The 5763-nt window shown below is 70.8% G+C and carries 7 protein-coding genes; 2 read left to right on the top strand and 5 right to left on the bottom strand.

What is annotated here, in order from left to right; genetic code table 11:
- Together VFL99_RS06830 and VFL99_RS06835 are read right to left on the bottom strand one after the other, a co-directional pair.
- A partial coding sequence (locus tag VFL99_RS06830; RefSeq protein ID WP_414713728.1) for an IS256 family transposase occupies positions 1 to 921 on the bottom strand: 921 nt, incomplete at its 3' end.
- Positions 922 to 941: 20 nt separating this feature from the next.
- Complete coding sequence (locus VFL99_RS06835; protein ID WP_325105586.1) at positions 942 to 1349, bottom strand: hypothetical protein; 408 nt, start codon at positions 1347 to 1349, stop codon at positions 942 to 944.
- 413 nt (positions 1350 to 1762) lie between these two features.
- Here VFL99_RS06835 and VFL99_RS06840 point away from each other — a divergent pair, with 413 nt between their 5' ends.
- Entirely contained in the window at positions 1763 to 3181 is a 1419-nt protein-coding gene (locus tag VFL99_RS06840) for a transposase (RefSeq protein ID WP_325105587.1), read from the top strand.
- 22 nt (positions 3182 to 3203) lie between these two features.
- Here the strand turns inward: VFL99_RS06840 and VFL99_RS06845 are convergent, their stop codons facing one another.
- The 3 genes from VFL99_RS06845 to VFL99_RS06855 all read right to left on the bottom strand — a co-directional run bounded on the left by VFL99_RS06845 (position 3204) and on the right by VFL99_RS06855 (position 5192).
- Positions 3204 to 4070, bottom strand: a complete 867-nt coding sequence (locus VFL99_RS06845; protein ID WP_325105588.1) for a DnaJ C-terminal domain-containing protein — start codon at positions 4068 to 4070, stop codon at positions 3204 to 3206.
- A gap of 347 nt (positions 4071 to 4417) precedes the next feature.
- Positions 4418 to 4735 (bottom strand): hypothetical protein, encoded by a 318-nt coding sequence (locus VFL99_RS06850; protein ID WP_325105589.1) that lies wholly within the window; start codon positions 4733 to 4735, stop codon positions 4418 to 4420.
- Positions 4736 to 4760: 25 nt separating this feature from the next.
- Positions 4761 to 5192, bottom strand: coding sequence for an Hsp20/alpha crystallin family protein (locus tag VFL99_RS06855; RefSeq protein WP_325105592.1), 432 nt, complete (start codon positions 5190 to 5192; stop codon positions 4761 to 4763).
- Between the two features lie 147 nt (positions 5193 to 5339).
- Here VFL99_RS06855 and VFL99_RS06860 point away from each other — a divergent pair, with 147 nt between their 5' ends.
- Positions 5340 to 5696 (top strand): hypothetical protein, encoded by a 357-nt coding sequence (locus tag VFL99_RS06860; protein WP_325105590.1) that lies wholly within the window; start codon positions 5340 to 5342, stop codon positions 5694 to 5696.
- Positions 5697 to 5763 lie beyond the last annotated feature (67 nt).

Consider the following 5763-nt stretch of genomic DNA (forward strand, 5'->3'; position numbering starts at 1 on the left):
CGGGCGCAGGTCGTGGGCGATCTGGTCCCAGTACTTCTTGGAGGCATACCGGAACGTGCCCCTGATCAGGTGGATGATGCAGGTCTGCACGATGGCCTGTGGCCACACGGCGTTCACGCTGTCCGGCAGGCCCTTCAGGCCATCGCACACCACGAAGAAGACATCGGCCACGCCGCGGTTCTTCAACTCGGTCAGCACGCTCATCCAGAACTTGGCCGACTCCCCGGACCCGGACGTGCCGGCCCACAGACCGAGCACGTCGCGGTGGCCGTGCAGGTCGACCCCGATCGCGGCGTAGAACGGGCGGTTGGCGACCTGCCCGTCGCGGACCTTGACGTGGATCGCGTCGATGAAGACCGCGGCGTAGACCGGCTGCAGCGGCCTGGTACACCAGGCCTGCATCTCCTCGATCACCCGGTCGGTGATCACGCTGATCCGGTCCTTGGACAGCGAGGCGCCGTAGACCTCGGCGAAGTGGGCGCTGATCTCCCCGGTAGTCAGGCCCTTGGCGTACAGCGACAACACGATCGTGTCGACGTCGCCGAGGCGGCGCTGCCGCTTGCGCACGATCTGCGGCTCAAAGCTGCCGTCGCGGTCCCGGGGCACTTCGATCGGGACCGGGCCGACGTTGTCGGTCAGCACCGTCTTGGTGCGCGTCCCGTTGCGGGAGTTGCCGCTGCCCCGACCCTCCACGGCGTGCTTGTCATACCCCAGGTGCTCGCTCATCTCCTCATCCAGCGCCGTCTCCAGCACCGTCTTGGTGAGCAGCTTCAGCAGCCCGTCCGGGCCGGTCAGGTCCTCCCCACGTGCGCGGGCGGCCTTGACCAGCTCGCGCACCGCGGCCTGCTCAGCCTCGGCAGGTGACTGGGACTTCTGCACGGTCTTCTTCAGCGAGCCCATGCCCGCGAGTGTCTCGGTCATCACGACCCTTCCCCGCCGACCTACGCCGGCGTGTCGAGCCGCTTACACCGTTGCCCGGACAGTCCCCCGTGGGTCATTCGCCTTCGTGGACGGGTTCCCAAGGGGTCGGGAGGTAGGGGTTTGTTCAGGTAGTCCTCGAGGAGGGCTGCCTCGGGGCGCCAGTGTTTGATCGCTTGGCGTTGGCCGGTCTGGTCGCAGCGGCTGGTGTGTCGGCGCTGCTCGTCGATGGTGACCCACCGTCGCAGGTGGGCGGTGGGTTGCTGCGCGTGACCGGCTGCTCGGGTGCGGCGCTCTGCTTCGGCCAGCAGTGCGGCCAGGTGGGTGCCGAGCCCCTCGAACTGCTGGGACGGCTCGGCATCGTGGCCGGGGTCGGGGTTCGCCGCGGGTTTTCTGGAGGGGGTGGGTGCGGGTTGGCCGGTCAGTGTCATGGTCGAGGCTCCTGCTCGTCTCGGGGGTGGAAGGTGGAGGTGGCGGCGAGCTGGGTGAACAGGCGCCACTGGGTGGCGCTCATGTAAGGACGTTCCGGGGTTGATCGCCTCGGGGCTCGAGGGTTGCATGGTGCTTCCCGGCTTGTCCGGTGGGTGGCGTGGAAAGGCGCTCTGAGGGTTCGGCGGCCTGTGTGGTCGTGGTTCGCCTCGTCCGACTGATTGCCACCGCTGGTCCGGCCACGGGTGCCCCGGATGAGGGAAGTGAGCCGGCCCAGCTTGAGGTCGGGCTCGTTTGCAGCACATGAGTGGGAGCCGTCGCTTGGACGCCTTGCCGCCCTTGGGACCGTGGCCGATCGCGTCATCTGGCGGTCGTGCCGGGACGGAAGAGTCTGGTGCGAGCGAAGGAGGCGCTGATGGGTAGGCGGTTGGTCGGGATCGATCTGGGGATCGCGAGCAGTCACACGGTGCGGGTGCTCGATGAGCAGTTGGGGCAGGTGTGCCGGCGCAAGTGCGAGCCGGCGGTGGCCAGCCTGGCCGCGATCGAGCAGGCCGCGCTGCACGGCGCGGAAGAGGGCACCGTCTTGGAGGTGGTGTTCGAACCGACCGGCCCGGCGTGGCTGCCGGTGGCGGTGTTCTTCGCCGCCCGCGGGCACCGGGTGTTCCGGGTCTCCAGCGCCAAGGCGGCCGACCTGCGCCGGTTCTTCTCCCGGCACGCCAAGAGCAACGGCATAGACGCCGACACCCTGGCCCGGCTGCCGCTGGTGGACCCGGCCGGCCTGCACGAGCTGGAGCTGCCCGGACCCGAGCAGGCGGCCCTGGACCGGCGGGTCCGCGCCTGTGACCGGCTGACCCGGGCGGCCAGCGAGCACAAGGTGCGGATCAAGGACCTGACCCGGCAGCTGATGCCGCTCAGCCCGCTGACCGGTGACCTCGGTGCGGCGGACCTGGCCGTGCTGGAGCGCTACGCCGACCCGCGCGCCCTGCTGCCGGCCGGGCGGGCTCGGTTGACCCGGCTGATCGCCAAGGCCTCCCACAACCACCAAGGCAGCGAGCGGGCCGAGCAGTGGCGCGCCGCGGCCGCGGCCGCGGTCGAGCTGTACGGGGACCACCCGGCGGTGGCGTTCACCGACCTGGCCGCCGAGGTCGCCACCGAGGTCCGCCTGCTGCGAGCGACCCAGGCCGAGCTGGCCCAGCACGCCGCTCACCGCGAACAGGCCTACCGATGGGTCGACCCCGCCGGGTTGGCCCGCAGCCTGCCCGGGCTGGCCGAGGTCGGCGGCCCTGTCGTGACGGCGGTCATGGGCCGTCCCGGGCGGTTCCCCACCGGCGCCCACTTCAAGGCCTACGCCGGGCTGACTCCGCGCGCCTCCGAGACCGGGGAGACCGACCGTAAGGGCCAGCCGATGAGCAAGGCCGGCTCACGGCTGCTGCGGGTGACGTTGATCCGCGCGGCCGACACAGCGCGCAAGCAGGACCCCCAACTGGCGAAGGTCTACTACACCCAGATGGTCGAACGCGGCGCCGACCACCTCAAGGCCAGCTGCGTGGTCGCCGCCCGACTGGCCGAACGCGCCCACACCGTGCTGCGCCGCGGCATGCCCTACGTCATCTGTGACACCGACGGCACGCCGGTCAACCCCGAGCAGGCCAAGGCGATCATCACCCAACAGTGGACCGTGCCCGCCGAGGTCCGCGCCCGGCGCCGCAGCCGAAAGACCAAGACGGGGAAGGCCCCTCAGCACGCCCACAACGGACGCGATCGACGAGGCGACCCTCCCCACCCCAGATCCTCAAACAACGCCAAAACCGGCGTCAAGCAGAAAGCCTCTTGACAACAAGATCCCCCATAGGGAATCAGGTGGGGGGGACGACGACGCGGATGTGCGCGTGCAGCTCGCCGGCGGGGCCGGTGGGGTTGGGCAGTCCGTGTCCGGGGGCGGTGAGCACCGCTCCGGTGGAGGTCCCGGCCGGCACGTCGAGGCGTACCTGCGCTGCGGGGGTCTGGAGGGTGGCCGCCGTGCCGAGCGCGGCCTCCCACGGCGCCAGCGGCAGGTCGGTGTGGACGTCGCGGCCGTTGATGCGGTAGCGCGCGTGTGGGGCCAGCCGCACCCTCAGGGTCACCGGTGGTGCGCCGTGGCCGCTGGGCAGGGCGTCGATGGGCACCCGCAGCAGTTGACCGGTGACGACCCCGGGGGGGATGGTGAGCGGTACGGCGGTGCTTCCGCGGGGGCCGGTCACGGTCAGGGTGCGGCAGCCGCCGCGGTAGGCCTCCTCCACGCTGACTTCCACCTCGCCTTCGACGTTGGCGTCGCGGTCCGGCGGGCGCGGTTCGGTGCCGGTGGGGAAGGCGTGGGAGAAGCTGGGTCCACCCAGCCAGAACGCGGCCGGGGTGCCGCCGGAGGCGTCCTGCCCGACCCGCGGAGGCCAGGGGCTGTTCCGGCCAGACGAACGACGGCGGCGGGTCGGGCCGGCCCGTGACGGCGCGGCAGTCGTGGTGGTGGCGCGGGCGGTGTCGTAGCGGGCGCGGGCGGCCGGGTCGGACAGCACCCGGTAGGCGTGGGTGATCTTGGCGAAGTGGTGGGCGGCGCCGGGGCTGGTGGCCACGTCCGGGTGCCAGCGCCGAGCCAGCCGCCGGTAGGCACGGGTGATTTCGGCGCTGCTGGCGCCGGGGTCGATCTCCAGCAGCCGGTACAGGTCCACGCCCGGATCCACGGCCGTCATCACGCTCTCGCGTCACGAATCGCTTGTCACCGACCGGAACGGGAACTGCACACCAGCGCAGGCGGTGCCCCTCAACGAGTCGGGGGCACCGCCTGAGTCGGTGTTGATGGGCGTGGCCGCTGGTCCGGCGCGCCGGAGAACACGAGATCGCCGTGAGGGCGTGACGCCATCTGGTGGTGGCGCCTTGGCAAGGAGCAGACGTGGCGCGCGGAACCAACAGCCGCCCGGACACTCGGTGACAAGGGTCCTGACCCGATCACCTCCTCTTTCCTTCCAGGGTGGAACGGTTCCTCTCCTTTGCTGGTCGTACGGTTCACCGGGAACGGTGGGAATCACCGGTCCCTTGACTACTGGGCGTGCGGGGGTGAGCGCTGCCGGGACCACCCATCGATGCCGGGGTGTGCGGGCCGGGCGGCCGGGGGCAGAGCGTCCACGCGGCCTGGCGCCGGCATGCCCCATCGGTGCTGGTATGCGCGGCGGCCGGCCGCGGGCGCCGGTGGGCTGGGCCGCTCAGCGGCGATGATCGCCTCGAACTCGGCGTTCAGCAGCTCCTCATCGGAACAGATCAAGGCCCAGAACTCCTCCTCGACGGCCTCAGCGGCGTGGTCGGTGCCGACGTCGGCGACGCGCTCACCGCTGATCGTGGCCACCATGACGGACCCCATCGTGGACACCACCTGCGGGATTCGGTCAGGTGTTGATCGCCTGCCGGCCAGCGTCGCCGGTGGAGATCTCGATCTTGCGGGGCTTGGCCTGCTCGGCCACCGGGATCTTGAGCGTCAGCACGCCGGCGTCGTAGCCGGCCTCGATCCGGTCGGTGTCCAGGTTGTCGCCCAGCACCAGCTGGCGGCTGAACGTGCCGCGGGCCCGCTCCGCGGCGATCATGTCGCCGGTGTCCTGCCGGGCCGGGCGTTCGGCCCTGACCGTGACCACGTTGCGCTCCACGTCGAGGTCGATCGCGCCGGGGTCCACCCCGGGCAGGTCGAACTCGACCACGAAGCTGTCCCCCTCACGCCAGGCGTCCATGGGCATCGCCGCCGGGTAGGCCAGGGTGCCGTTGCCGTTGAACATCTGCCGGGTGAGCCGGTCCAGCTCGCGGAACGGGTCGGTGCGCATCAGCATCTGTGCCATCGGTGATCCGCTCCTTCCACAGTCTGACTCGACCACACGTTTGCTGTGGTGGTACGTATAGATTTCATATAGCACGGGTGGGATACTGAGGCAAGAGCCTCAGAGCAAAATCTTCACGGAAGGAAGAGGTGGCTTGCGATGATCCTCAAGGAGGTGTCGGTGGAGCGACTCGCCTTCACCTGCGGCGGCTGCGGCCGGAGCTGGTCGGCCGACTACGACGTGCAGCATGTCGAGGACGGGCACGGCCATGACCGGGACTACTACTTCCACGACGGGCTGCCCTGCCCCGATCCCACCGCACCCGGCGCGGTGCTGTGCCCCGGCTGTGGCCGTGGGCACGTCGCGGTGGAACTGACCGCGCGCCGCGCCAGCCCCGCCATCACGCACACCGCCGCAGGTGACTTGGGCACCCGTCCCGGATCGGACAAGACCGCCGCCCGTGCCGACGCGCCGCTGCTGACCACGGCCGGGGTATCCAGCGAGGCGAACCCGTGAGCCCGGTCGACCCGGACAAGGGCGTGTACGGGATCTCGGTGGCCGCCGAGCTGGCCGGGATGGACGC

This window comes from Segeticoccus sp. (genome assembly GCF_035708005.1).